Below are 24,336 nucleotides of genomic sequence, written 5' to 3' on the forward strand. Positions count from 1 at the left end.
TAAAACCATTGAGATGGCGCGGCGCGCGGGCAAGCTCTCCTAGAACAAGGCCCCGCGCATGGAAACCGCTTTTCGCCTCATTCCGCCGCGTCGCGCCCGGTCGGCTGGTCCATCAATCGGTCTGCCAGCCGAATGATCTCTTGCCGTAGCGCCATGTTGCCGCCCTGGGCGGCCGTGCTCTTGCGCAGGGCGGCGAGCTCGCGCTTTGCCTCCATCCCGTCGCTGCGCGCCTGCTCCAGCGCGCCTTCGAGCGTCTGCAGCTCGGCATGCAAGGCCGCGATGCGCGCCTCGTGCTCCTGCTTGGATCCTGTCACGGTCGCGATCTCCTGTTCATGCTCGCGGCGGGACGTCGCCAGAGCGTGCTGCGCTTCCACGAGCCAGCCCTCCAGGCTGTCGATCCGCTCATGTGCCTGCTTGTGCTCGGCCCGCTCCCGCTCGAGAAGCCGCGATGCCTGCTGCGCCTCGTTCGCCGCGAGGCTGCCGCGCGCATCCGCTGCCGCCAGCCCCGCCTCGGCCTGCTCGGCACGCGCCGCAAGCGCATTCGCGCGCAGCCGCTCGCCCTCGCGCTCGGCCGTCATCGCGGCGAGCGCGGCCTCGCTGCGGGAGAGACGCTCCTCCGTCACCGCCAGCCGGTCTCCGAATTCGTCGCGCTCGCTCTGAAGCACCATGATCTGCGTGCGGTCCTCGACCTGCGCGAGCCTGAGCCGCTCATGCTCGTCGCGCTGCTTTGTCAGCTCCGCCTCGCGCTCCGCCAGCGCCGCTTCGATGCGCCCGACCGTCTCGCGTTCCCGGGCGAGCTCGCCGGACCGTTCGTCGAGATCGGCACCGGTGCCAGTCAGCGCCTGCCGGGTCTCGGCGAGGCTCTGTTCGAGCGCGGCCAGATCCGCGATCCGCTTTTCCAGCGTCGCCGTCGTCGCAGCGTGGCCGCTGCGCTCGGTCTCGAGGGCCGTGCGGGTTTCGTCGAGCTGGCCGCGCGTCTGCGCCAGTTCAGCATCGAGCCTCGCGATCCTGTCGTCGCGCTCGGCACGGTCGCGCCTGAGCTGGCCGATCTCCATGTCGCGTCGGCCGACTTCCTGCATCGCGCCGGCCTTGGCGGCGAAACCCTTCTCGGCCTCCTGCTCGGCCGAGCGCATCCGCACGGCGAGCTCGGCGCGCAGATGGTCGCGGTCGGCCGCGATCTCGGCGAGGGAGAGCGGAAAGGCCGCTTCGGCGCGCTTGCGTGCCAGGCGGTCCGCCCGGCGCGACAGGGCGGGCACGGCCGCCAGCGCCAGCAGGGCTGCGCACAGGAAGCCGAGCGCGAACAGCATGGCGGCTTCGATCAAGGCTTGCGGCTCCGCATCCGGTCCAACTCAAGCCGAATCCTGCCACGCCCACCCCGCCATGGCCAGAAAAAGCCGATGGGCGGCGGCAGCATCCGCAGCGTCGGAAACCGCGCTGCTAGGCCGGCTGCAGCCTCAGAACGGGTTCCAGGTCGCTTGCGGCGAGAATTTGAGGTAGCCGAGATTGACGCCCAGCCGCCAGCCCACCCCGGTCCGGATCGGCACCACCGTGACGCCCCCCGCCGTGAGCGCGGTGAAGCCGAACCCGCCGATGAAATAGGCCGAGCCGTCGACGCCCGCGAAACGCTGATACATCGCCTCGACCGTCGGCAGGTTGTAGACGAGCATCATCGTGCGGGCGCCCTCGCCGCCGAAATCGAAGCCGATCGAGGGTCCCTGCCAGAAGGTGCGGCGGTCGCCGGCATTGCGGGTGTAGAGCGTGCCCTCGCCGTAGCGCAGCCCGCCGACGAAGGCACCGGACGCCTCCTGTCCCAGGATATAGCCGTTCGGCTCGCCCCAGCGCCGCACCGCCTCCTCGATCGCCAGCGCGAGGCCGCGCGAGACGTTGCCGAAGAACTTGTGGCCGGAGCCGACGAGTTCGTTCTGCGAGAAGGAGCGCTGGTTGTCATAGTTCTGCGCCTGCGCGATCGCCGGGATCGGCAGCCCTGCGAGGCCGGTTCCGGCCACGGCGAGGCCGCCCTTGATGAGACTGCGGCGGGTCTGGATCATGAACAAGATCTCCGGACAGGGCGGCCGGCAGAACCGGACACCAGAGCGGTGTGTTGGTCCGTCCGATCGGCGCCCGGCGGTTGCTCTGCAACCTGCTTTGGAAGGCGCCACGCGGGCCGGAAGGCGGGCCGATCCTGGGCAATCCGCCGCTCGCTGCCGGACATCGAAAACGCGACATCCGACAAAAGCGAATCAGTTCGCTAACCAAACTGATACGTTGCAAATCTATCCAAGCCGTGAAGATTTGGACGGAGCCGACCGGCCCATGACCGAGGGAAGACGAGGATTTGCCCGCGATGAAGGCCGCAACATGGCAAAGCTGGGTTTTGCTCGCCATCGGCTGCGTCTCGCTGCCGTTTCTCGCCCGGGCCGCGCTGGCCAATACCCCGGCCCCGGCCACAGCCCCTGCCGTCATCGTTTTTGAGAACGGCCTGCCCGCGGGCCTGCCGCCGCTTCCCTCGCTCGGCGAGACGATGCAGCGCGACCAGCGCACCGGCCTGGCGCTCAACGGCTTCGATCCGGTGGCCTACCACCTCGAAGGCAGGCCCATCGCCGGGCAGCCGGACCATGAGCTGATCCAGGGCGGGATCGTCTGGCGCTTCGCCTCGGCCGCCAATCTCGCCGCCTTCCGCGATGCGCCCGGCATCTACGCCCCGGCCTTCGCGGGCTTCGATCCGACCGGCGTCGCCGACGGGGTGGCGGTCGACAGCGATCCGAGCCGGTTCGCGGTCGTCGGCTCCCGCCTGTTCCTGTTCCGCTCGGATGAGAACCGCAGGCGCTTCCTGCAGGACCGCTCGCTGCTCGGCGCCGCCGAGGCTCGCTGGAGCACCGTGCTGCGCACTGTCGCGCGCTGAGACCTTAGCCTCAGCCCTTTTTCAGGAAGCCGCCCGCGACCATCCGGGTCGCGGCTTCAGCAGCCGGCGATGGCGCGCCGCGCCAGCCCCTCGCTCGACGCGGCGACGAAGGGCGGATTGCGGAACTGCTGCTCCGTCCGGCCATAGCGGGGAACGGCGCCATCGAGCGTCAGGATGATCCCGCCAGCCGCCGACAGGATGGCATCGCCCGCCGCGGTGTCCCATTCCATGGTCTGCCCGCAGCGGACATGGAGATCGGCCTCGCCGCTGGCGATCAGGCCGAACTTGACGGCCGACGACATCGGCACGCCCTTGCCGCGGCACATGGTGGCGGTGATGCCGTCGCTGCGCCCGTCGCCGTGGAAGCGGCTCACCAGAACGACCGGCCCCTCCTCCGGGAGAGCGCGGACCGCAACGCGGCTGGCCGCCCCCGTCAGCGAGCCATCCGCCGCGAAACCTTGCATATAGGCGTGCTCCCCGCCGAACCAGAGGCGCCCCAGCGCCGGGGCGGCGATGGCACCGGCGATCGGCCGGCCATCGACCACGATGGCGATCGCGACGCAGTAGCTGTCGCCGCCGGCAAGGAACTCGCGCGTGCCGTCCAGCGGATCGAGCAGGATGAAGACCGCGTCGGGCTTCACGCTGTCGACCGTCTCTTCGCTGATGACGGGAAAATCGGGGAGCAGACGCGCAAGCGCGTCCTTCGCCGCCCGGTCGGCCGCGAGATCGGCCGCGCAGACCGGCGAACCGTCCTTCTTGAGCTTGACGTCGCAAGCGGCGCGCATGGCGAGCAATACGGCGGCGCTGGCGCTGGCAGCTTCCGCGAGCTTGCGTCCCAGCCCGTCGCGATCGCGCAGGCGGGGATCCTCACGGCCGATCATGGCGGCCCATCCTTTGAAACTTTGTCCGGGATATGGGGATTAACCACATGAAAACCAAGATGGCACCATACCAGGGAGCAACGGCGCCACGCCGTCGGCGCATCGCACATCCCGGGATTCCACCTTCATGACCGCCATCTCGCTCGATCCGCTCGACCTGGCCGCGCTTCTCTGCAGCCGCGTCTGCCATGACGTGATCAGCCCGGTGGGCGCGATTGTCAATGCCCTGGAAGTTCTGGAGGAAGACGACCCCTCGATGCGCGACTTCGCGCTCGAGCTGATCAAGAAGAGCGCCCGCAACGCCTCGGCCCGCCTGCAATTCGCGCGCCTCGCCTTCGGCGCGGCCGGCTCTGCCGGCGCGATGATCGACCTCGGCGATGCCGGCAACGTCGCCAACGGCTTCCTCAACGACGAGAAGCTCTCGCTCGACTGGGAGGCGCCGCGCGCCCTCCTGCCGAAGAACCAGGTCAAGCTGCTGCTGAACCTCCTGCTCATCGCGACGCAGGCCGTGCCGCGCGGCGGCAAGCTGGTCTCGCGCGCGGTCGTCGAGGGCGAACAGGGCTCCTTCGAGATCACCGCGACCGGCTCGCATGCCCGCATCCCGGCCCATGTCGAGGAGCTGATCGCGGGTCGTTCCGAGAGCGGCGCGATCGACGCCCACGCCGTCCAGCCGCTCTATGCCGGCATGGTCGCCCGGGCCGCCGGCATGGCGATCACCTTCGCGATCGAGGGCGACATGGTCACGATCAAGGCCGCCAAGGCGGAAGCCTGAGCGAAACTCCGCAGTCGAGGTCGGGTTTCAACCGATCATAAACCCTTCTGCTGCTTTAGTTCCCGCAGTGCGTCGCGTTGAGTGATCTTCCTGCATGGACGAGCTGCTGCAAGAGTTCCTGACCGAGACCGGCGAGAATCTCGACACGGTCGATCGGGAGCTCGTCCGTTTCGAGCAGAATCCCAACGACCGCGACATCCTGCGGAACATCTTCCGCCTCGTCCACACCGTCAAAGGCACCTGCGGCTTCATCGGCCTGCCCCGGCTCGAGGCGCTGACCCATGCGGCCGAGTCGGTGATCGGCCAGTTCCGCGACGGCGCGACGGTCAAGCCGAGCGCCGTCACCGCGATCCTGGAGACGATCGACCGGATCAAGGACATCCTGTCCGAGCTGGCCGAAAAGGGGCAGGAGCCGGAGGGCAACGACGAGACGCTGATCGGCGAGCTTCAGGCGCTTGCGAGCCATGCCAAGGCCGAGCTGGTCCAGTCGCCGCCCGACGAGGTGTTCGTCGATCCCGTCGCGGCCTATCTCGCGCGCCACGGCAAGGCCCAGGAAGCCGCCGCCCTCGCCTCGCCCAGCGCCTCCGCTTCCGACGACATCGTCTTCCGCAGCGTGCCCGACCCGCAACGCGGACCGGATGGCCGCATCGAGACCAAGCCACAGGCCCCTGCCGAGGAAGGCGCGGGCCAGCGCACCGGCGGCCCCCCGACATTGCGCGTCGCGGTCGACACCATCGAACATCTGATGACGATGGTGTCGGAGCTGGTGCTGACCCGCAACCAGCTGCTCGAAGTCTCGCGGCAGCGGGAAGATGCCGGGCTGAAGGCTCCCCTGCAGCGTCTTTCGCTGATCACCGCCGAATTGCAGGACGGCGTGATGAAGACCCGGATGCAGCCGATCGGCAGCGCCTGGGCGAAGCTGCCGCGCATCGTGCGCGATCTGAGCAGCGAGCTCGGCAAGCGCATCGAGCTGGTGACCGAGGGCGCCGACACCGAACTCGACCGGCAGATCCTCGACCTGATCAAGGATCCGCTGATCCACATGGTCCGCAACTGCGCCGACCATGCGCTGGAGTCCGCGGAGGAGCGCCGCGCCGCCGGCAAGCCCGAGCACGGCACGATCCGCGTCTCGGCCTGGCATGAAGGCGGCTCGGTCACGATCGCGGTCGGCGACGACGGGCGCGGCCTCGATGTCGGGCGCATCGGCCGCAAGGCGATCGCCGCCGGCCTCGCGACCGAAGCCGAGATCGAGAGAATGAGCGACGCCCAGATCGCCCGCTTCATCTTCCATCCCGGCTTCTCGACGGTCGATAATATCACGGCCGTGTCCGGGCGCGGCGTCGGCATGGACGTCGTCAAGGCGAATGTCGATTCGGTCGGCGGCCTCGTCGACATCGCCAGCCGCCCCGGCCAGGGAACGACGATCACCATCAAGATCCCGCTGACGCTCGCCATCATCTCGGCCCTGATCGTCGTCGCCGGCGAGGAGCGCTATGCGATCCCCCAGACGGCGGTGCGAGAGCTCGTGCGCGTCAAGGCCGGCGACGAGAACCGTCTCGAGGACATCAACGGCGCTCCCGTGCTGCGCCTGCGCGGGCGGCTCCTGCCGATCGTCGCGCTCGGCGAGCTGATGGGCGGCGCCAAGAAGGACGGCGCCGACGGCTTCATCGTGGTCACCCAGATCGGCGAGCGCCAGTTCGGCATCCTCGTCGACGGCGTCTTCCACACCGAGGAAATCGTGGTGAAGCCGATGTCGAGCAAGCTTCGGCACATCCCGCTCTTCTCCGGCAACACCATCCTCGGTGACGGCGCCGTCGTGCTGATCGTCGATCCCAACGGCATCGCCCGCCTCGTCGGCGCGGCCGGTTCCGATGCGGCCGATGACGAGGCGGAAGCCGCGCCGGCGCCGATGGCGAGTGGGGAGCGCACCACGATGCTGGTGTTCCGCACCGGTGCCGACCGGATCCAGGCCTTGCCGCTCTCGCTCGTCACGCGGCTGGAGGAGGTCGATGCCGACAGCTTCCAGCACGGCGCGGGGCGCACGCTCCTGCATTATCGCAACCGCCTCGTCCCGGTGACGCCGCTTGGCGAAACCACGCTGCTGCGCGAAGGGCTCCAGCCCCTCGTGATCGTCTCGAATGGCGAGCAGACCGCCGCGCTCGCGGTGGAGACCATCATCGACATCGTCGACGAAGAATTCGAGCTGGAGTTGGCGACGTCCGGCGAGCGGGGCGTGATCGGTTCGGCGATCCTGCGCGGTCGGGCCACCGACATCGTCGATCTCGCCCATTACCTGCCGCTCGGCGAGCCCGGCTGGACCGGCGCAGGCCGGGCAAGCGCGGCGCCGGAGCATGTCCTCTTGGTGGAGCCCTCGGAGTTCCTGCGGGAGATGCTGAGCCCCGTGCTGCGGGCCTCGGGTCGCATCCTCGCCACCGCGGCGGACGGCAACGCCGCCTCGCAGGCGGCGATGGCGCCGGAGGTCGGCATCGTCCTCGTCGATCTCGACCGCGACCTCGAGGCCGCGCTGGAGCTGATCGTCGCGCTGCGCGCCCGCCCCCGCGACAATCCGCTGCGGCTTCTCGGCCTGACGACCTGCGCGACGCCGGAACTGCACCGCCGGGTGACCGAGGCCGGCGCCGACGGAATCGTCGCCAAATTCGACCGCCGCGCCCTGCTGGGCGAATTGAACGCCAGCGGCTCCGCGATGAGGGACGCCGCATGACCGGAAGCCCGAGCCATGACCAGGGCCCGGCGCCGCATTTCGCGGATTCGCTGGACTATGTGACGGTCCGGATCGGCGGACAGCTGCTGGGGCTGCCGATCGAGCGCGTGCGCGACGTCTTCATCACCCATCGCATCACGCTCGTTCCCGGGGCACCGCCGGACATTGTCGGCCTGCTCAATCTGCGCGGCCGCATCGTCACCGCGATCTGCCTGCGCAGCCGGCTGGGTTGCCCGGTCCCCGAGACGCTCGACCAGAGACATGCCGAATTGACGGCGATCGGCCTCGACCATCGCGGCGAGGCCTATGCGCTGATCGTCGACGCCGTCGGCGAGGTCGTGCGGCTCGATCGTTCGACCCTCGAGCCATTGCCCGTCAATCTCGACAGGACATGGGCCGCGCTGGCGGGCGGCGTCCACCGCCTCCCCCACGAACTGCTCGTCATCCTCGATCTCGACGCCGTTCTTGACCTTGACCTGCAAGCCGCAGCCTGAGTGCCCGGCAGAGTTTCTGGAGACAGACCATGAAGTACTGCCTCGTTGTCGACGACTCGGCGGTGATCCGAAAAGTAGCCCGCCGCATCCTCGAAGGGTTGCAGTTCCGCATCGCCGAGGCGGAAGACGGCGCGCGCGCCATCGACGCCTGCAAGGGCGAGATGCCGGACGCCGTGCTGCTCGACTGGAACATGCCGATCATGGACGGCTATGAATTCCTGCGCACGCTGCGCCAGATGCCCGGCGGCAAGCGGCCCAAGGTCGTGTTCTGCACCACCGAGAACGACATCGCCCATATCGCGCGGGCCATGCATGCCGGTGCCGACGAATACATCATGAAGCCGTTCGACAAGGAGATCGTGGCGTCCAAGTTCCATCAGGTCGGGCTGCTCTGAGCCTCCAGGCTCGCAACGCTTCCTCGCCTTCGACGACGACGCCTTTCCGCAACCGGGTTGCGCCAGCATGATCGTTTCGCGTTCAGCCTCGCCCGGTTCCGGCCGGCACAAGACGGTCGTCATAGCCGATGACTCGGCGGTCGTGCGCGGACTGTTCGCGCGCTGGCTCGGCGAAACCGGCAACTTCCATGTCGTCGCCGTGGCCGGAGACGGCGAGACGGCGCTGGCCCATGCCGGCCGCTTCAAGCCGGACGTGCTGGTGCTCGATCTCGACATGCGTGGCGTCGATGGCCCCAGCGCCCTGCCGCACATCCTGCGGGAAAGCCCGCACACCAGCATCCTGCTCGCGGCGACGCTGAACGAGCGCAATACGCGCCTCGCCCTGGAATGCATGACGAAAGGCGCGATGGATCTCGTCTCCAAGCCCGACAGCCGCGCCGGCATGACGCTGTCGCTCGACTTCCGCAGCGAGTTCCTGCTGAAGCTCGGCAACATCGCCCAATCCGCGACCCAGCCGGGGACGTTGCCGCCCGAGGTCGATCTCGGCTGGCCGGCCGGCCATACCGATCTGCGGCCCCTCGTCTGGGCTATGCCGCGCTATCTGCTGATCGGCGCCTCGACCGGCGGCCCGCGCGCCGTCGCTCGGGTCCTTTTCGACATCGGCGACGCGCTGAGGGACATCACCACGCTCGTCGTCCAGCACATGCCTCCCCTGTTCACGGCCTCCTTCGCCGAGCAGGTCGCAAGCCATGTCGGCATCCCCACACGCGAGCCGTTCGATGGCGAGCGCCTGGCGCGCGGCACCGTCTACATCGCGCCGGGCGGGCGGCATCTCGGCATTGACCGGAGGCTCGGCCATATCGTGGCGGCGATCAGCGACGGCCCCCCGGTCAATTTCTGTCGCCCGGCCGTCGATGTCCTGTTCGGCGATGCGGCCCGCCATCTCGGCGCCGCGGCGCTGGGGCTGGTGCTCACCGGCATGGGCAGCGACGGCACGGACGGCGCCGCGGCCCTGCGCCAGGCCGGGGCCGCCGTCGTCGCGCAGGATGAACAGAGCAGCACGATCTGGGGTATGCCCGGCTCGGTCGTGCGTGCCCGCCACGCCAGCGCGGTCGCGCCACTCGACGAGATCGGTGGCGCGATCCGGGCTCTCCTGCGGGGAGCGCCGCCGGCATGACGGAAACGGACTTCGCCTTCCTGCGCCTGCTGCTGCGGCAGCGTTCCGGCCTGGCTCTGGGCACGGACAAGCGTTATCTCGCCGAGAGCCGCCTGAGCATCCTGTGCCGGCGCCGCAGCATCGAGAGCATCGAGGTGCTGATGCAGCGAATGCGGCTCGGCCGCGATCCCCAGTTGGAGGCCGCCGTGGTCGAGGCGATGACCACCAACGAGACCCTGTTCTTCCGCGACCGCACGCCGTTCGACCTCTTCCGTGATGTCCTGCTGCCCGAAAAGCTCGCTGCCAACGCGGCTTCGCGTTCGCTGCGCATCTGGTGCGCCGCGGTTTCGAGCGGCCAGGAGGCCTATTCGCTCGCCATGCTGATCGACGACATGGCCGAGCGCCTTGCCGGCTGGAAGATCGAGATCCTCGGCACCGACATCTCCGGCGACGTGCTGGAGAAGGCACGCTCCGGCATCTACAGCCAGTTCGAGGTGCAGCGCGGCCTGCCGATCCAGATGCTGCTGAAGCATTTCAGCCAGCGCGGCGACAAATGGCAGATCGCCGACCGGCTGCGTGCGAAGGTCGATTTCCGCCAGCACAACCTGCTGGAGCGCAACGACCATTTCGGCCGCTTCGACATCGTGTTCTGCCGCAACGTCCTGATCTATTTCGACGTGCCGACGAAGGAGAAGGCGTTGGACCTCCTCGCCCAGCGGCTCGCGCCGGCGGGAGGCCTCGTCCTGGGAGCGACGGAAACCGTCGTCGGCCTCGTGACGGCGTTGCAGCCTGACCCGCAGCACCGCGGGCTTTACCGGCCGGCGACCGGGCCACGGCCGGCGGCGACACCCGCATTTCCCCGCCCCCTCGATCGGCGCGCGCCCGGTCGCAACGCCACCGCACATTGAAGCTGGGCGAAGGTTCTCGAGGCGAAGGTTTTCGAGGGGCGAGGCGCCGCCGGAAGCACTCCGAACGATCCGGGCCGTTTCCGATCTGGCCCGGCAGACTTGGTCCAGAAAGAGCCCGATAAACAAAAACCCCGCCTTGCGGCGGGGTCCCGTCGACCTGTCGTGTACATCCGACGATCAGGTCAAAACTCTTATCTCCCTGCCGCGTGACCGTCGCATGACGACGAAGCGACGGGAATGCGTCAGGCCGGGATGCGTTCCTCGACGTCGGAAGGCTCGCGCAGCACATAACCGCGGCCCCAGACCGTCTCGATGTAGTTCTTGCCGTCCGAGGCGTTCGCCAGCTTCTTGCGCAGCTTGCAGATGAAGACGTCGATGATCTTGAGCTCGGGCTCGTCCATGCCGCCATAGAGATGGTTGAGGAACATCTCCTTGGTGAGCGTCGTGCCCTTGCGGAGCGAGAGCAGCTCCAGCATCTGGTATTCCTTGCCGGTCAGGTGCACGCGGGCGGCATCGACCTCGACCGTCTTGGTGTCGAGATTGACGACCAGATCGCCGGTGGTGATGACCGACTGGGCGTGGCCCTTCGAGCGACGCACAATCGCATGGATGCGGGCGACCAGCTCGTCCTTGTGGAACGGCTTGGTGAGATAGTCGTCGGCGCCGAAGCCGAGGCCCTTCACCTTGTCCTCGATCCCGGCGAGGCCGGAGAGGATCAGGATCGGCGTCTTGACCTTGGCGACCCGCAAGCTGCGCAGAACCTCGTAACCCGACATGTCGGGGAGGTTCAGATCGAGCAGGATGATGTCGTAGTCGTAGAGTTTGCCGAGATCGACGCCCTCTTCGCCGAGATCCGTCGTATAGACGTTGAAGCTCTCGGATTTGAGCATGAGCTCGATGCTTTGAGCGGTCGCGCTATCGTCCTCGATCAGCAGAACCCGCATGTCCACGTCCCCAATTTCGCCCGCAGGGCAGGTTGATCGCTCTTTTCGCCCGGACCAGCCCGGAACCGGACGACGACGCACTTGCCCGATGAAACGCCACGCGACACGCTACGGTGAATTGGTTAACAAACCGTGATTCCCGAGCGCAAGGGCTTCCTTGGAGAAAGTGAACGATCCTTGTCCAGGTGAGTCGAATTTGACACGGATCGACGAGCACTCCTCCGCGAAAACGCCGTTTCGCGGAGACCGCCTCGGGAAACGGGGCAGCAAAAGCCCCGCGACACGCAGCGATCTCGAAACACAGTGTTAATCACAGAGGTAAACGAAAGGTTGACGAAGGCCTTATGAGCAACCCTTCACACGGTACTGGACGGCTCTCGGCCCTGGCCTCCGCCATCGACGGCCTGGACGGAATGACGGTCTATGGCCGTGTCATCGGCGTGCGCGGCTTGCTCGTCGAGGTCGCCGGTCCCATCGGCGCGATGAGCCTGGGCGGCCGGGTCGGCATCGAGATCGCGCCGGACACGCGCGTCCCCTGCGAAGTCGTCGGCTTTTCGGGCGAGAAGGCGCTGGTCATGCCCTTCGGCGGTCTCGACGGTGTGCGCCGCGGGTGCCCGGCTTATGTCGACCGCGCGCAGCCGGGCCTCTCGCCCACCTCGGCCTGGCTCGGGCGCGTCGTCGATGCGCTCGGCCGTCCGGTCGATGGCGGCCCGCCGCTGCCGCAGGGCGACACGCTCTACGCCTTTCGCGCCGATCCGCCGCCGGCCCACGCCCGGCGCCGCGTCGGCAAGCCGCTCGACCTCGGCGTGCGCGCGCTCAACGCCTTCCTGACCTGCTGCCTCGGCCAGCGCATGGGCATCTTCGCCGGTTCGGGCGTCGGCAAGTCGGTGCTGCTTTCGATGCTGGCCCGCTATGCCCGCGCCGACGTCAACATCATCGGCCTCGTCGGCGAGCGCGGCCGCGAGGTTCAGGAGTTCCTGCAGGAGGACCTCGGGCCGGAGGGCCTCGCCCGCTCGATCGTCGTCGTCGCGACCTCCGACGAGCCTGCTTTGATGCGCAAGCAGGCGGCGCTCACCACGCTGACGCTCGCCGAATATTTCCGCGACCGCGGCCTGCAGGTGATGTGCCTGATGGATTCGGTGACGCGCTTCGCCATGGCGATGCGCGAGATCGGGCTCGCCGCCGGCGAGCCGCCGACGACCAAGGGCTACACGCCGACCGTCTTCGCCGAATTGCCGCGCCTTCTGGAGCGTGCCGGACCAGGCACCGAAGACGGGGCCATCACCGGCCTCTTCACCGTGCTGGTCGATGGCGGCGACCATGACGAGCCGGTCGCCGACGCGGTGCGCGGCATCCTCGACGGCCATATCGTGATGGAGCGTTCCATCGCCGAGCGCGGCCGCTATCCGGCGATCAACATCCTGAAATCGGTCTCGCGCACCATGCCGCGCTCCTGCGACCCGGCTTATTACCCCGTCGTGCAGAAGGCGCGCGCCACGCTCGCGACCTATGCCGACATGGAGGAATTGATTCGCCTTGGCGCCTATCGCCAGGGCGCCTCGGCCGAGGTCGACGAGGCGATCCGCCTCAACCCGGCGCTGGAGGCCTTCCTCAAGCAGGCCAAGGACGATGCGACCTCGCTTCCGGAAAGCTATGCCCGCCTCGCAGCGATCATGAGCGAAGGCGCATGAGCACGGCATTGCCAGGAGGACGCCCTATGACAGGCCGAGGCCCTGACGCCGGCAGGGGACGCTATGTTACGGTGGCCCGCCTGCGGAAGGACATCTCGATGCTGCGCTCTTTCCTGATCCTGTTCGTGCTGCTCTCGGGCTCTGCGGCTGCGCGGGCCACGGAGCCCGCCTTGGAACTGATCGGGGCGGGACCTTCCGCGATCACCCTATCGCCCCGGACCGTAGCCACCCTTCCCAACGTCGACCGCGACGTCACCTTCGCCACTTCGAAGGGCCCATCGACCGCGCATTACAGGGGCGTGCTGCTGTGGGACGTCCTGCAGGCGAACAAGGTTTTCGACGGCCTCGATCTCAAGGCTCAGCTCGCCAAGACCATCCTCGTCAATGCCCGGGACGGCTATCGCATTGCCTTCTCGATCGGCGAGATCCATCCGGATTTCGGCAATCTGCCCCTGCTCCTGGTGACGGCGATCGACGGCAAGCCGCTCGACCAGGACTGGCGCCTCGTCGCTCCCGGCGACAAGCGCGGCGCGCGGGCCGTGCGCGACGTCGTGAAGATCGAGCTGCGCTGAAGCCCGCTGCGAACGCCGACCGGAGACCCAGAGCTTGATCGCCACCATCCTGACCGGGCTCGTAGCCCTGATCCATGTCTACATCGCCGTGCTGGAAATCTGGCTCTGGGATACCCCGCGCGGACGCCGGGCCTTCGGCCTCACGCCGGAATTCGCCAAGCAGTCGCGGGTGCTTGCGGCCAATCAGGGCCTCTACAACGCCTTCCTCGCCGCAGGGCTCGGCTGGGGCCTCTGGCTCGGGCCGGCGGGCCTTTCGATCAAGCTGTTCTTCCTGGCTTGCGTGCTCGTCGCAGGCCTCTTCGGCGCGGCCACTGCGAGCCGCAAGATCCTCTACATTCAGGCCCTGCCGGCGGCGCTCGCCTTGCTGGCCCTGCTCGCCGGTTATTGAGAGACGGCCGGCGCCCGCGCGAGCATCCGCGCCAGCGCGAGCATCGCGAAGAAGCCGAAGAACTGGATCACGGCGGAAAAGATCAGCGTCGCACTGGCGCCGAGACGCTCGATCAGCACCGCGAACAGCAGCGGCGCCACCGCGAAGGCGATGTTCTGCGGCACGGTGAGCTGGCCGAGCATCGCGGCAAAGCCACGCCGCCCGAAGAGCGCGAGCGGCAGCGTCGCACGCGCCACGGAAATGACGCCGAGCGCCGCGTTGAAAACCGCGACGAAGATTCCGGCCGCCACGATCCCCGTCGGCGCCAGGGGCAGGATAAGGCAGCAGAGCGGCCCGAGCAGCAGGCCGAAGAGCGCGACGCGCTCCACTGGCAGCCTCTCGCCCAGCGTGGCGTCGATCGCCCGTGCGACGATGGTGGCGGGTCCACCCAGCGTCGCGATCCAGACCGCCTCCGTCTGCGTCAGGCCGCCCTCCCGGAACAGGCTGATGAGATGCAGCGGCAGCCCCCAGGAAACCAGGCCGCTGGCGGAGAAGGCGAAAGCCGTCAGCCAGAACGCCATCCGCCGCTTTCCGGGCTCGACCCGCCCGGTCTCGAGGGAGGAAGCTGGCGCGGTCCCGGTGGCCGCCGGCGCAGGATGTCCGTGGAAGCGTGGAACCGCCGCATAGATCGGCAGCACGATGAAGAGCTGCATCGCCGCGAAGACGAGCAGCGTCGCGCGCCAGCCGAAGGCATCCATGAGGATCGCCGTCAGCGGCCAGAACAGGCTGGAGGACAGCCCCGTCACCAGCATCATCAGGCCGATGACCCGCCGTGTCCGCTCGCCCATGAGCTGCGCGACGGCGACGTTGCCGACATTGGCGAGCGACATCGCATGGCCGATCCCGATCACGAACCAGCTCGCCAGATAGCTGATCGGCCCTTGCGCCATGGACAGCACCGCGAAGCCCAATGCGCAGATGATCGCGCCCACGCACATCGAGCGGCGCGTCCCTTCCCGGTCGAGCACGCGGCCGATCGCGGGTGCGACCAGCGCGCCCGTCACCAGCAGGATGGTGATGCCGCCGAAGACGATCTCGGCATTGAGCCCGAGATCGCGGTCGAGCGCCTGCATCAGCACCGAGGGTGAATAGAAGGTCGTGCCCCAGCCGATGAGCCGCGTCGCGACCAGCCCGCATAGCAAAGGCCCGTGGCCGGAAAAACGAGATGAGGACGGCAAGGCGAGGAACCCGAAAGAACGGCCAGCTGACCGCCGGAAACTGACTAGATCATCCTGTCACGCCGCGGCAGCAGCGCGGATGCGACTTGAACATGCAGAAAAGGCAGTCCTTTCCGGTAAGAAAGGGTCAACCTCCTTGCGCCTATTGTGACGCCGTCTCGCGGAGTTTTCCGGTTGCAGGCCGAGGGGTCGGCCGCGACCATGCGCGATCAGGAGTTGAAAACGAGATGAAGTCGCGAGAGACGCTTCTGCGGCTGAAGCGCTTCCAGGTCGACGAAAAACGTCGCCGGGTGAGCCAGATCGAGATGATGATCGCCGACTTCAATCGGATGGCGACCGATCTCGATCGTGAAATCCACTCGGAGGAAGCACGCGCCGGGATCTCCGATCCCGCGCATTTCGCCTATCCGACCTACGCCAAGGCGGCGCTTGGCCGGCGCGACAATCTGCGCCAGTCGGCCGAGAACCTGCAGGGCCAGCTCGACGAGGCCAAGGCCGAATTGCAGGAGGCCTTCGAGGAGATGAAGAAGGTCGAGATCCTCGACGACCGCGAACGGGCGACCGAGCGCGCCGCCGAAGCCGCCCGCGACCAGGCGACGATGGACGCCATCGGGCTGCGCTCGCGGGCCTGAGCGCTTCCGGCCGAAAGCTATCAGAAGGCGGAAGCCCACAGGCTTCCGCCTTTTTTGTTTGCCGGCGATACGGCCGACCGGGACAGGGCGTCATTCTCGGGCTTGCCCCGAGAATCTCATGACCAGAGGGCTCTGATTTCCGAGATGCTCGGGTCAAGCCCGAGCATGACGGCGGTGGATCGCGCCCTCAGGCGACGACCGGGTGGTGCGGCACGCAATCCCGCCGCATCTGGCCCGCCAGCCGCGGGTCGTCGTTCACCTCGATGCCGCGCTTGAAGACCTTGAAGCCCGAGCGCTGGTAGAAGGCGAGCGCGCCCTGATGGTCGATGGTGCAGGTATGCACCCAGAAGCGCGAGATCGGCTTCGCCCAAGCCAGCGCCAGCGCCCGGTTCATCAGCCAGCGTCCGGCTCCCTTGCCGAGCACGGGCTCGTCGAGCCCGAAGAAGGCGAGCTCCGCCTCCCCCGCCTCGCGAAAATCGAGTTCCAACAGCCCGACATCGCGCCCCTCATAACGTGCGGCATAGATCGCGACGGATGGATCGGTGAGGGTCGCCTCCAGCTCGGCACGCGGCTCGGTAAGGCGGCTGAACCACATCCAGCGCTCGCCGAGCAGCCGGTAGAGGGCGAGATAGCGCTCCGTATCGCGCCCGTCGATCGGCTCGAGGGAGAAAGCCCCGGTTCCCGGCGGGTCGGGCCGCTCGGCCGGCTTCGCGAACATTTCCAGCGACGTGACGACCGCGGCGATCTTGCCGGGCGGTAGGTCCGTGGTACCAGTGAGGCTGATGGTCAGGGTCTGCGTCAAGGCGGCATCCGATGGTGGTTTTGAGTCTGCCGCGATCATGACACGATCCCGGCCGAAAGATCATGGTGCGATGACGCATGGCAGGAGCATATCGCCGCCGGATCGGCGGTACGGGAACGGGCAGCGGCTGCGCCTGCTGTTCGCGCTCCTGGTGATGTGCCTCGCCGTGGTCCCCCATGTCACGCTCGCCGCTTCACTGATGCGCATGCCCGTGAAGGCCTCAGGCCAGCATCAGGCGAACCCGCTCGGAACACCCGCCGCGAGCGCCTTGACCGCCACCGAAGTTGCACCCTGCCACCAGCCTTCGCCTTCCGCGAAGGGGCATCCCGCCGGCGCGCCGCCGATCTGCTGCATCATCGGCTGCGGCCTGATCGCGGAAGCGCCCGTGATCGCCCTGCCCTCGCGGACGATTCTTTGGTCACGGCCCGGCCTCGCTTTGGTCGAGACGCGCGCCGGCATCTCGACCGAGCCGGCCAAGCCGCCGCCCCGAAGCGGGCTCGCGCGAAGCTGAATCCTTTTCCCGTTTTCAGGCGGCTTCAGACACCGTTGCCGGTGCGAGCCGTCATTCGTTCTCACAGGAATCCGAACAATGAATCGCTTCAAATCGTCCCTCGCGGCGCTCGCACTCGCAGCCGCCTTCGCCGGCCCCGGCTTTGTCGAGCAGGCCTTGGCCCAGCATCAGGGCCATGGCGGCGGCACCATGAAGATGGACAGCGCGAGCACGGACAGCGCCGCGACCAAGGCCTTCAAGGAAGCCAACGCGAAAATGCACAAGGACATGGACATCTCCTATTCCGGCGATGCCGATGCCGATTTCGTGCGCGGCATGATCCCGCATCACCAGGGCGCCATCGCCATGGCGCGGGTCGTCCTCGCCCATGGCAAGGATCCCGAGATCCGCAAGCTCGCCGAGAACGTCATCCGCGACCAGGAGAAGGAGGTCGGCGAGATGCGTGAATGGCTCAGGAAAAACGGCAAGTAGCCGCTATCAATCCGGCAGGCGGCGGCAACGCCGCTTGCCCTCGGCCCTCCTCGCTGGCAAGAGGACGTGAAGGTTCGCGCCGCTGCGGTGACGACGCGGGCCTGCTTGCCAAGCCCTTTCGAAGTCCCTCCCGTCGCGGCCTTCATGAAACGCTATCTCGATTATCTCTGGCCGATCATCGGGCTCGTCGCGGTCGTCTGGTCCGTCGAGCTGCTTTGGGACAAGCTCAAGGCCGAGGCCGGCACGGACGCGGCCATCGAGGCTCTGCTCCAGAACGCCAATCTCTGGCAGAGCATCAAGATCATCGCCCACCGCATTGGCCACAAGATCGCGGTGATCCCGCCTAACGCCTTCTTCCACGCCGCGCTCGCCACCCTCGTCGCCTATGCGGCGCTCGCCTGGTACGACCGCATCGCCCTGATGCATCTGCGCAAGGAGAAGGGCATCTCCTGGCTCTACATCTCGCTCTGCTCCTTCGTGACCTATGCGCTCTCGCACAATATCGGCGCCTCGGTCTTCTCGGGCGGCATGGTGCGCTACCGTGCCTATACCGCGAAGGGGCTGACGGCGGCGGATGTCGCGATCCTGATCGCGCTCTGCTCCTTCACCTTCGCCTTCGGCACGCTGCTGCTGTTGGGAATCGTGCTGGTCTACGAGCCGGAGATCCTGCGGCCGCTGACGCGGCTGTCGAAATGGTTCGCCATCGGCGACGGCACGGCGCGCCTGATCGGCGTCGGCATGCTCGTCTTCGTCGCGCTCTACACCATCGGCTCCTGGCTCAAGTTCAGGCCGGTGAAGATCGGCAAGTTCGAGGTCATCTATCCGCGGCTGCGCATCGTCGCGAGACAATATCTTGCCGCGCCGCTCGAGCTCGCCGGCGCCGCCGGCATCATCTATTTCGCCCTGCCGGACCAGGGCAATCCCGGCTTCATGGTCGTGCTCGGCGCCTTCCTGCTCTCCTTCTCCGCCGGCCTGCTGAGTCAGGTTCCCGGCGGCGTCGGCGTGATGGAGGCGGTCTTCCTCGCGGTGATGCCGGGCGTGCCGGCACCTGCCGTCTTCGCCGCCCTGCTGATCTGGCGGCTGTTCTATCTCATCCTGCCGCTGGTGATCTCGCTGCCGATCGTGGTCGCCTTCGAGCGTGCGCAGCTCAAGCGCAGCACCCGCATCGCGCCGCCGCCCTGACGGGTCAGCGCGCCCGTTCCGGGCGCTTCAGCGCGATCGCCGCCGCACCGAACATCAGCAGCGCGCCGACTGCCTCGGAGACGCCGAAGGGCTCGCTCAGGACGATGACGCCGACGCCGACGGCAATCGCCGGGCTGATGAAGGCGTAGAGCCCGGCGCGGAAAGCGCCCCAATCCCTCAGCAGCCGCATATAGATGGTGAAGCCCATCAGCGAGCCGCCGATGATGAGGAAGACGACGGCAGGCAGCACGGGCGAACGCACCAGCGCAGCGAAATCGGCACGGCCGACCGGCTCGACCAGGGCCGACACAGCCGACAGTCCGATGCCGCCGATCAGCGTCTGCCAGCCGGCCAGCGTCAGCGTCGGCATCGTGCCCGCGATCGGCCGCGAGAGCACCGCGCCCGTGCAGTAGAACAAGGTGCCGAAGGCGACCGCGGCGAGCCCAACCGCCTCCAGCGGATCGCCATGCACCGCCGAAAGCCCGCCCAGCGCCCGCGTCGCGAAGAGGAAGCCGAGCCCCACCGTGCCGAGCCCGATCGCGGCGAGCTTGCGCGCGTCGATGCGCTCGCCCTCGATCGCGCGGCTCGCCAGCAGGGTGAAGATCGGGATCGTCGCGAAATTGACGATGGCCGCGAGCCCGGTCGGCGCATGGGCGGTGCCCCAGAACAGCAGGCTGTAATTCGCGGTGTTGAGCAGCAGCGCCGTGACGATCAATCGCGGCCAGGCTCCAGCAGGCACTTTCGGCAGGTCGCGCCCGGCCCAGAGCAGCATCAGCACGCCGGCAAGCGAAAAGCGGACGGCGGCCAGGAACACCGGCGGCACATGCGAGGCGCCAACCTTCACCGGCAGCCAGGTCAGCCCCCAAACGAGGCACATCACGGCGAAGAGGGCGGCATTCCGGCTCATCACTGTCGCTTAGCGGTGCGGCCGGACGCTGACCATTGCACGGCAGGCATTAGGGGGCCGTGGAAACGGGAGGCGTTGCGCTCGGAACCCGACAGGAAGGCCAGCCTTCGTCGGGAGGAGCGCTAGACGCTGCCGACCGTCTTCAACCGCGCGCGGGGATGAATCTCGCTCTGCGACAGCACGGGCGTCTCGCGCCGGAAGCGCTCGATGATCTGCCGGGCGAAGGGACGCGCCATGCCGGAGGTGACGAGCGCCGGCATTTCGCCGATGCGCGCCGCGTCCTCGAACTTGTCGCGGACATGGCGGACGAACTCCTGCAGCCGCGAGGGTTGCATGGCGAGATGGCGATCCTCGCCCTGGCCGATGATCGATTCGGCGAAGACGCTTTCCCAGGCCGGCGACAGCGTGATGATCGGCAGCACGCCGTTGCCGTCGGAGAATTGCGCGCAGATCTGGCGGGCGAGCCGGGCGCGGACATGCTCGGCGATGTCGCGCGGGTTCTTGATCCCGCCCGCGACCTCCGCGATGCCCTCGATGATGGTGCCGAGATCACGGATCGAGATGCGCTCGGCCAGCAGCAATTGCAGCACGCGCTGAATGCCGGTGGTCGAGATCTGGTTCGGCACGATCTCCTTGATGAGATCGGCATGGTCCTTCGGCAATTCACGCAGCAGCTTCTGCACCTCGGCATGCGAGAGCAGCTCCGGCATGTTCGACTTCAGCACCTCGGTGAGATGCGTCGAGATCACCGTCGCGGCGTCGACGACGGTATAGCCGCGCAGTTGCGCCTCATCCTGCAGCGCCGAGTCGATCCAGGTCGCCGGCAGGCCGAAGGTCGGCTCGAGCACATTGTGGCCGGGCAGGTTCACCGTGCCGCCCATCGGGTCCATCGCCATATACTGGCCGGCATAGACGATGCCATGGCCGGCATCGATCTCCTTGATCTTGATGTAGTAGTGGTTCGCCTCGAGCTGGACGTTGTCGACGATCCTGACCGCCGGCATGACGAAGCCGAGCTCCGCTGCGAGCTGGCGCCGCAGCGCCCGGACCTGATCGGTCAGGCGGTCCTGCCCGCCCGGCGCGTTGACCAGCGGCAGCAGCGCATAGCCGATCTCGATCTTGAGCTCGTCCATCTTGAGGAGGTCGTTCAGCGTCTCCTCGCGCGGCGTGCCGTCGGGCATCACCGCCCCGCTGGCCTGCGCCGCCTCCGCCTGCGCCGTCTCATCGGCGCGCTGCTTGGCGGCGCGGCCGAAATGGCGGGCCAGAAAAGCGGCGCCGCCCGCCAGCAGCAGGAAGGGCAGCATCGGGATGCCGGGCAGGACCGCGATCAGCAGCATCACAGCCGCCGACATGCCGAGCGCCTTCGGATAGCCCGAGAGCTGCTTGCCGAGCGCCTTGTCGGCCGCGCCGCGCACGCCCGCCTTCGAGACGAGCAGGCCGGCGGCGGTCGAGACGATCAGCGCCGGGATCTGGCTGACCAGCCCGTCACCCACCGTGAGCTGGGTGTAGTTGTGCGCCGCCTGGCCGAAGCTCAGCCCCTGCTGCGCCACGCCGATGATGATGCCGCCGAGCACGTTGATGAAGGTGATGAGCAGGCCGGCGATGGCATCGCCGCGCACGAATTTCGAGGCGCCGTCCATCGAGCCGAAGAAGGAGGATTCGTCTTCGAGCGCGCGGCGCCGCAGCTTCGCCGTCTCCTGGTCGATCAGCCCGGCGGAGAGGTCGGCATCGATCGCCATCTGCTTGCCCGGCATTGCATCGAGCGAGAACCGTGCGGCGACCTCAGCGATACGGCCCGAACCCTTGGTGATGACGACGAAATTGACGATGATCAGGATGGTGAAGACGATCACCCCGATCACGAAATTGCCGCTCATCACGAAGCCGGCGAAGGCCTCGATGACATGCCCCGCCGCAGAGGTGCCTTCATGGCCATGGGCGAGAATGAGGCGCGTCGAGGCGAGGTTCAGCGCCAGCCGGAACATGGTGACGATGAGCAGCACCGTCGGGAAGGCCGAGAACTCCAGCGGCTCCTCGATGAAGAGCGCCGTCATCAGCACCAGCACCGACAGGATGATCGACAGCGCCAGCAACAGGTCGAGCAGGACCGCCGGCATCGGGAAGATGAGCACCACCAGGATGCCCATGACGCCGATCGCCAGGAACAAGTCCGGACGGTTGAACAGCTTTCCCATCGCGTTGCGATCGGGAAGGTTGAAGCCGCCTCCCTGACCTGCCGTCACATCGGTCATCGACCGCCCCGCCCTCTCGCCGGTCGTCATCCGCGTACGGACGCCGCGCGCTCCGGAGCGGAGCGCGACCCGGCAATTCTTGCCGGGTTCATGGTGAACGAATTGTTAAGACGCGAAAGAATGTCGGGCCGGAACCTTCCGATGAACGGATGGTTATCGAAAGGCCGCGTTGTGGCCGCATTCGCCGTTCCAACTTGCCGGCGGGCGGCAAGACCCTGCCAAATCCCAACGATATCGGAGGAAATCTTGAACAGACGATCCTTTCTGACGAGCCTTTTCGGTGGTCTCGCGGTTGCCGGCATCGGCGGTGCCGCCCTGGCGAAGAACCTGGTCGAAACGGCCCCGTCGCCTGTCGAACCTGCCGCCGGCGCCATAGACCCCGCTCTCAAGGCCGGCCTCGACGAGACCGACGCGGCCTTCACCCAGTATTATCACGGGCGGCCGCGCCATCACCGCCGCCCCCCTCCGCCCATGCATCACCGGCGGCATCCGCCAATGCATCGCCGCCCGCGCCGCGTGGTCCGCAACGGCCGCGTCTACTACGTCCGCTGACAGCCGAGGGGCGGCGCCGATCGGTGCCGCCCCTTCCCTTCGAGGCACACCGCCAGAACGATTGGAGGACGCCGGCATGACAGCGCCGGACAGAAGCCGGGAAGGCGTCATCGAAACCGACGTGCCGGCGCGGCTGGACCGCCTGCCCTGGTCGCGGTTCCACACCCTCGTCGTGGTCGCGCTCGGCATCACCTGGATTCTCGACGGGCTCGAGGTCACTCTCGCCGGCGCGGTGTCGGGAGCGCTGAAGGAAAGCCCGGTCCTCAAATTCACCAATACCGAGATCGGCATGGCGGGCGCCGCCTATATCGCCGGCGCCGTGCTGGGCGCCGTCTTCTTCGGCTGGCTCACCGATCGGCTGGGCCGCAAGAAGCTCTTCACCATCACCGTCCTGGTCTATCTCACGGCCACGGCCGCCACCGCGTTCTCCTGGAACCTGTGGAGCTTCCTCGCCTTCCGCTTCCTCACGGGGATGGGCATCGGCGGCGAATACACGGCGATCAATTCGACGATTCAGGAACTGATCCCCGCCCGCGTCCGTGGCTGGACCGATCTCGTCATCAACGGCTCCTTCTGGGTCGGCGCCGCGCTGGGCGCACTCGGCGCCATCGTGCTGCTCGACCCCGCCCATATCGAGCCCGAGCATGGCTGGCGGCTCGCCTTCTTCATCGGTGCCGTGCTCGGCCTCGTCATCCTGATCCTCAGGCAATGGATTCCCGAAAGCCCGCGCTGGCTGATCAGCCACGGCCACCATGAGCGCGCCGCCGCGATCGTGGCCGATATCGAGCGCCGCTCCGGCTTCATCCCGCCCGCCGGAGAAGTCCTGCCGCCGACCCGGCTGCGCCCGCGCGCCGCGACGCCGCTGCGCGAGGTCTTCCGCGCACTCTTCGTCCTGCATCGCGACAGGGCGCTGGTCGGCCTCGCGCTGATGGTCTCGCAGGCCTTCTTCTACAACGCGATCTTCTTCACCTACGCGCTGATCCTAACCGATTTCTATCATGTGTCGTCGCAGGCGGTCGGCTGGTTCATCCTGCCCTTCGCGGCCGGCAATTTCCTCGGTCCCCTGCTGATCGGACGCTTCTTCGACACCCGGGGCCGGCGCTTCATGATCGCCGCGACCTATGCGCTCTCAGGCCTGCTCCTGACCGGCACCGGCTATCTGTTCTGGCGCGACTGGCTCACAGCCTCTCATCTCACCCTGTGCTGGAGCGTCGTCTTCTTCTTCGCCTCGGCAGCGGCGAGCTCGGCCTATCTCACGGTGTCCGAGACCTTCCCGGTCGAGATGCGGGCGCTCGCCATCGCCGTGTTCTACGCGATCGGCACCGGCGCGGGCGGCATCGCCGGCCCCTGGCTCTTCGGCATCCTGATCGACACCGGCTCGCGCGGCAGCGTCTTCGGCGGCTATCTGCTCGGCGCGGCGCTGATGCTCGCCGCGGCCGTCATCGCGGCGCGCTTCGCGGTGCGGGCCGAGCGCCAACCGCTCGAAAGCGTCGCGCGGCCTCTTAACGCAGTGGATTGAGGTTCCGCGCAGGCAATAACCATGCGGGCCGAAAAGACGTCAGAGGGAACAAATCATCATTTAAATGCATTACTCCCCACCTGCATTCCGCCCTTATGAATGCAGGGGGAGATGTGGTGAAGACAGTCTGGAGGCCGTCGTGGACAGACGCTCATTCCTGATGACATTGGTCGGGGGCTTTGCCGCCGCCGGCCTTGGCGGGATCGCCGCCGCCGAAGCCGCGCAGCCGGCTCGGATATTGCCGCCGGAAGGCGCGCCGCTCAAGGACGCCGAAGCCGTCCCGGTGGAGACGAAGGAGGCGCTGGACAAGACCGACGCCGAATTCAGCCAGTACTACTACTACCGCCGGCCGCGCTATCGCTACTACCGGCGGCCCTATTATCGGCCGCGCTACTACTACCGGCCCCGCTATTATGCCCGCCCGCGCTACTATTATCGTCGGCGCTGGTAGGAACCGCTCTCCGGG

At 67.6% G+C, this 24,336-nt stretch carries 25 protein-coding genes; 17 read left to right on the forward strand and 8 right to left on the reverse strand.

Translation table 11 applies throughout. The annotated features are described in order from the left end of the window. Window positions 1–77: 77 nt before the first annotated feature. Together GY40_RS26450 and GY40_RS05520 are read right to left on the reverse strand one after the other, a co-directional pair. The gene (locus tag GY40_RS26450) at window positions 78–1,322 is read right to left on the reverse strand and encodes a coiled-coil domain-containing protein (RefSeq protein ID WP_051987538.1); all 1,245 of its coding nucleotides are present in this window, start codon (window positions 1,320–1,322) and stop codon (window positions 78–80) included. A gap of 132 nt (window positions 1,323–1,454) precedes the next feature. After that, complete coding sequence (locus tag GY40_RS05520) at window positions 1,455–2,048, reverse strand: DUF1134 domain-containing protein (protein WP_038359302.1); 594 nt, start codon at window positions 2,046–2,048, stop codon at window positions 1,455–1,457. A gap of 296 nt (window positions 2,049–2,344) precedes the next feature. Here GY40_RS05520 and GY40_RS05525 point away from each other — a divergent pair, with 296 nt between their 5' ends. Next, complete coding sequence (locus GY40_RS05525) at window positions 2,345–2,902, forward strand: YHS domain-containing (seleno)protein (protein WP_051987539.1); 558 nt, start codon at window positions 2,345–2,347, stop codon at window positions 2,900–2,902. Between the two features lie 56 nt (window positions 2,903–2,958). On the opposite strand, the gene GY40_RS05530 is transcribed toward GY40_RS05525, so the two are convergent. Further along, on the reverse strand, window positions 2,959–3,783 hold the full coding sequence (locus tag GY40_RS05530; protein WP_051987540.1) for a 3'(2'),5'-bisphosphate nucleotidase CysQ family protein: 825 nt from the start codon (window positions 3,781–3,783) through the stop codon (window positions 2,959–2,961). Between the two features lie 127 nt (window positions 3,784–3,910). Between GY40_RS05530 and GY40_RS05535 the strand changes: the two genes are divergently transcribed. From GY40_RS05535 to GY40_RS05560, 6 genes are all read left to right on the forward strand, one after another. Further along, window positions 3,911–4,555, forward strand: a complete 645-nt coding sequence (locus GY40_RS05535) for a histidine phosphotransferase ChpT (RefSeq protein ID WP_038359304.1) — start codon at window positions 3,911–3,913, stop codon at window positions 4,553–4,555. 94 nt (window positions 4,556–4,649) lie between these two features. After that, on the forward strand, window positions 4,650–7,277 hold the full coding sequence (locus GY40_RS05540; protein WP_038359306.1) for a hybrid sensor histidine kinase/response regulator: 2,628 nt from the start codon (window positions 4,650–4,652) through the stop codon (window positions 7,275–7,277). Then, window positions 7,274–7,771 carry a chemotaxis protein CheW gene (locus GY40_RS05545; protein WP_038359307.1) on the forward strand — a complete coding sequence of 166 codons (498 nt, stop codon included), beginning with the start codon at window positions 7,274–7,276 and terminating at the stop codon, window positions 7,769–7,771. Before GY40_RS05540 ends, GY40_RS05545 begins: the two co-directional genes overlap by 4 nt. 29 nt (window positions 7,772–7,800) lie before the next feature. Next, window positions 7,801–8,166 carry a response regulator gene (locus tag GY40_RS05550; protein WP_038359309.1) on the forward strand — a complete coding sequence of 122 codons (366 nt, stop codon included), beginning with the start codon at window positions 7,801–7,803 and terminating at the stop codon, window positions 8,164–8,166. Window positions 8,167–8,233: 67 nt separating this feature from the next. Continuing rightward, window positions 8,234–9,343 carry a chemotaxis-specific protein-glutamate methyltransferase CheB gene (gene cheB / locus GY40_RS05555; RefSeq protein WP_038359311.1) on the forward strand — a complete coding sequence of 370 codons (1,110 nt, stop codon included), beginning with the start codon at window positions 8,234–8,236 and terminating at the stop codon, window positions 9,341–9,343. Further along, entirely contained in the window at window positions 9,340–10,230 is an 891-nt protein-coding gene (locus GY40_RS05560) for a CheR family methyltransferase (RefSeq protein ID WP_038359312.1), read from the forward strand. Before cheB ends, GY40_RS05560 begins: the two co-directional genes overlap by 4 nt. A gap of 242 nt (window positions 10,231–10,472) precedes the next feature. Here the strand turns inward: GY40_RS05560 and ctrA are convergent, their stop codons facing one another. After that, complete coding sequence (ctrA, locus tag GY40_RS05565; RefSeq protein WP_038359314.1) at window positions 10,473–11,174, reverse strand: response regulator transcription factor CtrA; 702 nt, start codon at window positions 11,172–11,174, stop codon at window positions 10,473–10,475. A 344-nt stretch (window positions 11,175–11,518) separates the two neighbouring features. Here ctrA and fliI point away from each other — a divergent pair, with 344 nt between their 5' ends. From fliI to GY40_RS05580, 3 genes are all read left to right on the forward strand, one after another. Beyond that, window positions 11,519–12,865, forward strand: a complete 1,347-nt coding sequence (gene fliI / locus GY40_RS05570) for a flagellar protein export ATPase FliI (protein ID WP_038359316.1) — start codon at window positions 11,519–11,521, stop codon at window positions 12,863–12,865. Window positions 12,866–12,963: 98 nt separating this feature from the next. Then, window positions 12,964–13,437 (forward strand): hypothetical protein, encoded by a 474-nt coding sequence (locus tag GY40_RS26455; RefSeq protein ID WP_156115875.1) that lies wholly within the window; start codon window positions 12,964–12,966, stop codon window positions 13,435–13,437. A 34-nt stretch (window positions 13,438–13,471) separates the two neighbouring features. Beyond that, window positions 13,472–13,825 carry a DUF1304 domain-containing protein gene (locus tag GY40_RS05580; protein ID WP_185747930.1) on the forward strand — a complete coding sequence of 118 codons (354 nt, stop codon included), beginning with the start codon at window positions 13,472–13,474 and terminating at the stop codon, window positions 13,823–13,825. On the opposite strand, the gene GY40_RS05585 is transcribed toward GY40_RS05580, so the two are convergent. Further along, a complete protein-coding gene (locus GY40_RS05585; RefSeq protein WP_156115876.1) occupies window positions 13,819–15,042 on the reverse strand; it encodes an MFS transporter in 1,224 nt (407 codons plus the stop codon). The two genes, GY40_RS05580 and GY40_RS05585, sit on opposite strands and share 7 nt — an antisense overlap. A 227-nt stretch (window positions 15,043–15,269) precedes the next feature. Here GY40_RS05585 and fliJ point away from each other — a divergent pair, with 227 nt between their 5' ends. Continuing rightward, window positions 15,270–15,674, forward strand: coding sequence for a flagellar export protein FliJ (fliJ, locus tag GY40_RS05590; RefSeq protein WP_038359320.1), 405 nt, complete (start codon window positions 15,270–15,272; stop codon window positions 15,672–15,674). 187 nt (window positions 15,675–15,861) lie between these two features. Here fliJ and GY40_RS05595 read toward each other — a convergent pair whose 3' ends face one another. Beyond that, window positions 15,862–16,476 (reverse strand): GNAT family N-acetyltransferase, encoded by a 615-nt coding sequence (locus GY40_RS05595; RefSeq protein WP_038359323.1) that lies wholly within the window; start codon window positions 16,474–16,476, stop codon window positions 15,862–15,864. A gap of 70 nt (window positions 16,477–16,546) precedes the next feature. Here GY40_RS05595 and GY40_RS05600 point away from each other — a divergent pair, with 70 nt between their 5' ends. From GY40_RS05600 to GY40_RS05610, 3 genes are all read left to right on the forward strand, one after another. Further along, window positions 16,547–16,987 (forward strand): hypothetical protein, encoded by a 441-nt coding sequence (locus GY40_RS05600; RefSeq protein ID WP_038359324.1) that lies wholly within the window; start codon window positions 16,547–16,549, stop codon window positions 16,985–16,987. A 78-nt stretch (window positions 16,988–17,065) separates the two neighbouring features. After that, the gene (locus GY40_RS05605; protein ID WP_038359326.1) at window positions 17,066–17,458 is read left to right on the forward strand and encodes a CopM family metallochaperone; all 393 of its coding nucleotides are present in this window, start codon (window positions 17,066–17,068) and stop codon (window positions 17,456–17,458) included. Window positions 17,459–17,602: 144 nt separating this feature from the next. Continuing rightward, window positions 17,603–18,640: a lysylphosphatidylglycerol synthase transmembrane domain-containing protein gene (locus tag GY40_RS05610; protein ID WP_038359327.1), complete on the forward strand. Its 1,038-nt coding sequence runs from the start codon at window positions 17,603–17,605 to the stop codon at window positions 18,638–18,640. A gap of 4 nt (window positions 18,641–18,644) precedes the next feature. Here GY40_RS05610 and GY40_RS05615 read toward each other — a convergent pair whose 3' ends face one another. Together GY40_RS05615 and flhA are read right to left on the reverse strand one after the other, a co-directional pair. After that, complete coding sequence (locus GY40_RS05615; RefSeq protein ID WP_038359329.1) at window positions 18,645–19,547, reverse strand: DMT family transporter; 903 nt, start codon at window positions 19,545–19,547, stop codon at window positions 18,645–18,647. A gap of 122 nt (window positions 19,548–19,669) precedes the next feature. Further along, entirely contained in the window at window positions 19,670–21,799 is a 2,130-nt protein-coding gene (gene flhA, locus GY40_RS05620) for a flagellar biosynthesis protein FlhA (protein ID WP_038359332.1), read from the reverse strand. A gap of 246 nt (window positions 21,800–22,045) precedes the next feature. On the opposite strand from flhA, the gene GY40_RS05625 reads away from it, so the two are divergent. From GY40_RS05625 to GY40_RS05635, 3 genes are all read left to right on the forward strand, one after another. After that, window positions 22,046–22,351, forward strand: coding sequence for a hypothetical protein (locus GY40_RS05625; protein WP_038359334.1), 306 nt, complete (start codon window positions 22,046–22,048; stop codon window positions 22,349–22,351). A gap of 76 nt (window positions 22,352–22,427) precedes the next feature. Further along, entirely contained in the window at window positions 22,428–23,870 is a 1,443-nt protein-coding gene (locus tag GY40_RS05630; RefSeq protein WP_038359336.1) for an MFS transporter, read from the forward strand. Window positions 23,871–24,009: 139 nt separating this feature from the next. Beyond that, window positions 24,010–24,321, forward strand: coding sequence for a hypothetical protein (locus GY40_RS05635; protein WP_197062698.1), 312 nt, complete (start codon window positions 24,010–24,012; stop codon window positions 24,319–24,321). The last annotated feature ends 15 nt before the right edge of the window (window positions 24,322–24,336 follow it).

Origin of the sequence: Allobosea sp. UNC402CLCol (assembly GCF_000745475.1) — a bacterium.
GTDB classification, from domain to species: domain Bacteria; phylum Pseudomonadota; class Alphaproteobacteria; order Rhizobiales; family Beijerinckiaceae; genus Allobosea; species Allobosea spartocytisi.